Raw genomic sequence first — 3,730 nt, forward strand, 5'->3', positions numbered from 1 at the left:
GCTATGGTTTCGCCATCGCCCCCGAGCAGGTCTCCGGCTTCATGCAGGCGGTGACGTTGCTCGGGCCGCGCTCGATGGCAGACATCCGCGAGGCCGCCCTTTCCACGCTGGCGCCGCCGCCCGACCGCCGCGACGAATTCGAGGCGCATTTCCAGAGCCATTTTTATGGCAATACGTCCGCCGTGGTCGAAGGCGACGCCGACGAGGAAACTCGCATCAAGGATGATGGCGGCGCCGACGACGAACGGCTCGAGGCCGAACAAAGCCAAGAGGGCGGCGACCTCTCTTCGGCCCTGGAGCAGTTGAGTGTCCGCGACTTCCAGCGCGACGATGACAGGCTGACCGCCTTTCGTCGCAAACTCTCGACCGCTTTACCAGCCCGGCGCTCCTTCCGTACGATACGCACCCACTCGCGCGGTAAGCTCGATCTGCGCCGATCGCTCAGGGAAATCGTCAGCGCCGATGGCGACGTGCCCTCGCCGCTGCTGCGCCGCCGCCAGACCGTACCGCGCAAGCTGCTGCTGCTGATCGACGTTTCCGGCTCGATGAAGCTGCACACAGCGGACTATCTCAAGCTGGCACATGCGGCCGTGCAAGGTGCCGACCGCGCCGAGATATTCACCTTCGGCACGCGGCTGACGCGCATCACCACGGCATTGCGCATCCGCGACCGCGACCAGGCGCTGGCGCGCGCCGCTGCCCAGGTCGACGACTGGGACGGCGGCACCCGCATGGGACCGACGCTGCTCGCCTTCCTCTCGGTGCCGCGCTTTTCGTCGTTTGCACGCGGTGCCACGGTCGTGATCCTGTCCGACGCGCTGGAGCGCGGCGATCATGGCGAGTTGGAGACAGCCATGCGACGGCTGAGCGCCCGCGCTTTCCGGCTGTCGCTGGCCACACCGCTAGCCGGCGACCCGCGCTTCCGGCCGGCAACGGCTGCACTTCGTGCCATCCTGCCTGACCTGGACGACCTCGTCGATGGCTCGTCGGTGAAAAGCCTCACCGATTTCATCCTGTCGCTCGCCCGCCCTGCTTCAGCGGCGGCGACAATCTGGAAGAGGGTTTCGTGATGCAGAAAGCCATCGACGCGCATTTCCACATCTGGCGCCAAAAGGACCAGCCCTGGCTGGTCGGGCCGATGGTGCCGCGCATCTTCGGTCCCTACGAGCCGATCCGGCGCGACTACCCGATCGAGGAATTTCTCGAGGACCAGAGGGATTCAGGCGTCGAAAAGGCCGTCTATGTCCAGACCAACTGGGCCAAGGAGGATTTCGAGAAGGAAGTCGCCTTCCTGCAGAAGACATCCGACGAAACCGGCTGGCCGCATGCCATTGTCGGCTACACCGACATGACAGTCGAGGATATCAGACCGCAGATCGATCGCTTGATGAAATACAAGCTGCTGCGCGGCGTGCGCATGCAACTGCATTGGCACGAGACCCCGGCCTTCCGCTTCGCCGCCTCCGCCGACCAGGTGATCGACCCCAAGGTGCGCGCCAATGTGGCGCGGCTCAAGGACTATGGCCTCTCCTTCGACCTGCAGCTCTTCCCCGCTCAGATGAAGGACGGCCTGACGCTGGTCGGCGAAAACCCGGAGACGAATTTCATCCTCACCCATGCCGGTATGCTGACCGGCATGGAGCCGGAAACCACCGAAGCCTGGAAGGCAGGCCTGCGCACGCTTGCAGCCGCCCCCAACTTCTACGCCAAGCTCTCCGGCCTCGGCACCTTCGTCCACCGCAACGACCCGGCTCTGATCGCCTATATCGTCGACAATGCGATCGACATATTGGGCGCCGACCATCTGATGTTCGGCTCGAACTTTCCGATCGAGAAGCTTTGGACCAGCCACGCCGAGCTGATCAAGACGCACCGCGATGCGGTGGCCAGGCATGGTGCGGCGGCGGAGGCGGATATTTTCTGGAACACGGCGGAGAAGGTTTACCGGCCGGTGTGAGGCCTCACTTCACCTCGAACTGCGGGTCAACCGGAATCTGCATCGCCGTCACCAGATGGTTGGTCTGGCCGGCCAGCCCGATGATCGACACCAGATCGCCATGCTGCGCATCGGTCATGCCTTTGGCGCGGGCCGCCGCCGTGTGCGAGTGGACGCAGTAGGAGCAGCCATTGGCGGTCGAGACAGCAATGTAGATCATCTCCTTGGTCAGCGGATCGATGGCGCTGTCGGCGACCATCACCACCTTCAACTGTTCCCAGATCCGCTTCAGCGCCGGAGGATCATTGGCCAGCCCGCGCCAGAAATTGTTGACGAAATCAGATTTGCGCGTCGCGCGGATGTCGTCGAACACGGCTTTCACGGCGGGGGTCTTTTCGACCTCGGCATCGCTGAGGAGTTTCGTCGTGGCCATGGCGTTCCCTTTCGTTTGAATTGAATCAAGTGTTGAGCAATTACGGCCAACCACCTTGGATGAATCGGTTTTCAGCCCCTCACCTTCGTCATCCTAGGGCGAAGCAGGAGCGAAGCTCCGTCGCGGAGACCCTAGGATCCATTCCGTGACGTCTCTCGAAGTGTGCGGCGGAGCAGAATCTTGCGCCGCAGCGACGCATGGAAGTCGCGGCATGGATCCTCGGGTCTGCGCCGCGTCGCTACGCTCCTTGCTTCGCCCGTGGATGACGAAGGGATGGACGTCCCGGCCAATTATCGACGTACGCACCGCCCGGAAACCTAATGCACAGCCGCGTACATGATCTTCTCCTCCGTCGCCTCGGCCGGCGAAAACTCCTCGACGATGCGGCCCTGGCGGCAGACCAGGATGCGGTCGGACAGGTTCATGATCTCCGGCAGGTAGGACGAGATGACGACAACGGCCAGGCCCTCGTCGGCCAGCCGGTTGATGATCTGATGGATCTCGGCGATCGCGCCGACATCGACGCCGCGCGTCGGCTCGTCGAAGATGACGATGCGCGGCTGCTGCACCAGCCCCTTGCCGATCACCACCTTCTGCTGGTTGCCGCCGGACAGTTCGACGACGCGCGCATTGTCGTTGATCGCCTTGATGTTCAACGTCTTCGTCCATTCGGCTGACAGCGCGCGCATTTCCTGCGCGTTGATCACCCAGGCCTTTTCGCGCCCCGCCGCCAGCAGCCCGCCGAACAGGTTCTCGGCAATGCCCATCGTCTCGAAGATGCCTTCGCTCTTGCGGTCCTCGGTGACATAGACGATGCCGTCAGCCACCGCCTCGCTCGGCACGAGATAGCGCACCGGCCTGTCATCGAGCTCGATGGCGCCGCCGCGCAGAAAGTCGCGCTTGTAGATGCCGGAGACGATCTTGAAGGTTTCGGTGCGGCCGGAGCCAATCAGCCCGAACACACCGGTGATCTGGCCCTCGAAGATCGAGAAGGACGTGTTGCGCACGACATTGCTCATCGAGATGTCCTGCACCGACAGCACCTTCTTGCCCGCCTTGCGAAGCTTCGCTTCGTCGCGCTGCCGGTAGATCTGTCCCGACAGCGTGCGCCCGACCATGGCGGAAACGATCCTGTCGCGGTCGAAAGCAGAGGTGTCGTCGGTGATGACCAGCTCGCCGTCGCGCAGGATGGTGATGCGGTCGGCGATATCGAGCGCCTCTTCCAGCGCGTGGCTGATGAAGACGATCGACACGCCGCTCGCCTTCAGCCGCCGGATCAGCGCGAAGAAGTGCCGCTTTTCTTCCGGCGTCAGCGTCGCCGTCGGCTCGTCGAAGATGATGATCTCGGCATTGTGGTGCAC

Annotated in this window: 4 protein-coding genes; 2 read left to right on the forward strand and 2 right to left on the reverse strand. The window is 63.4% G+C overall.

Translation table 11 applies throughout. From position 1 onward, the window contains the following. Positions 1–1,070: VWA domain-containing protein (locus tag EN984_RS26075; protein WP_245480121.1), on the forward strand; the 1,070-nt coding region annotated here is incomplete at its 5' end. Continuing rightward, on the forward strand, positions 1,070–1,957 hold the full coding sequence (locus tag EN984_RS26080; RefSeq protein ID WP_164749096.1) for an amidohydrolase: 888 nt from the start codon (positions 1,070–1,072) through the stop codon (positions 1,955–1,957). The genes EN984_RS26075 and EN984_RS26080, both read left to right, overlap by 1 nt. A 4-nt stretch (positions 1,958–1,961) precedes the next feature. On the opposite strand, the gene EN984_RS26085 is transcribed toward EN984_RS26080, so the two are convergent. Both EN984_RS26085 and EN984_RS26090 read right to left on the reverse strand, forming a co-directional pair. After that, positions 1,962–2,369 (reverse strand): carboxymuconolactone decarboxylase family protein, encoded by a 408-nt coding sequence (locus EN984_RS26085; protein ID WP_127384049.1) that lies wholly within the window; start codon positions 2,367–2,369, stop codon positions 1,962–1,964. A 317-nt stretch (positions 2,370–2,686) separates the two neighbouring features. Next, the coding region (locus tag EN984_RS26090) for a sugar ABC transporter ATP-binding protein (protein ID WP_164765655.1) at positions 2,687–3,730 on the reverse strand (1,044 nt) is incomplete at its 5' end.

The sequence above is a fragment of the Mesorhizobium sp. M7A.F.Ca.CA.004.12.1.1 genome (genome assembly GCF_003997835.1).
In the GTDB taxonomy this organism is placed as follows: Bacteria; Pseudomonadota; Alphaproteobacteria; order Rhizobiales; family Rhizobiaceae; genus Mesorhizobium.

Bases quoted from the DNA above. Each gene is read 5' to 3' on its own strand.
- EN984_RS26085 (WP_127384049.1), bottom strand. From the start codon at position 2,369: ATGGCCACGACGAAACTCCTCAGCGATGCCGAGGTCGAAAAGACCCCC.
- EN984_RS26080 (WP_164749096.1), top strand. From the start codon at position 1,070: ATGCAGAAAGCCATCGACGCGCATTTCCACATCTGGCGCCAAAAGGAC.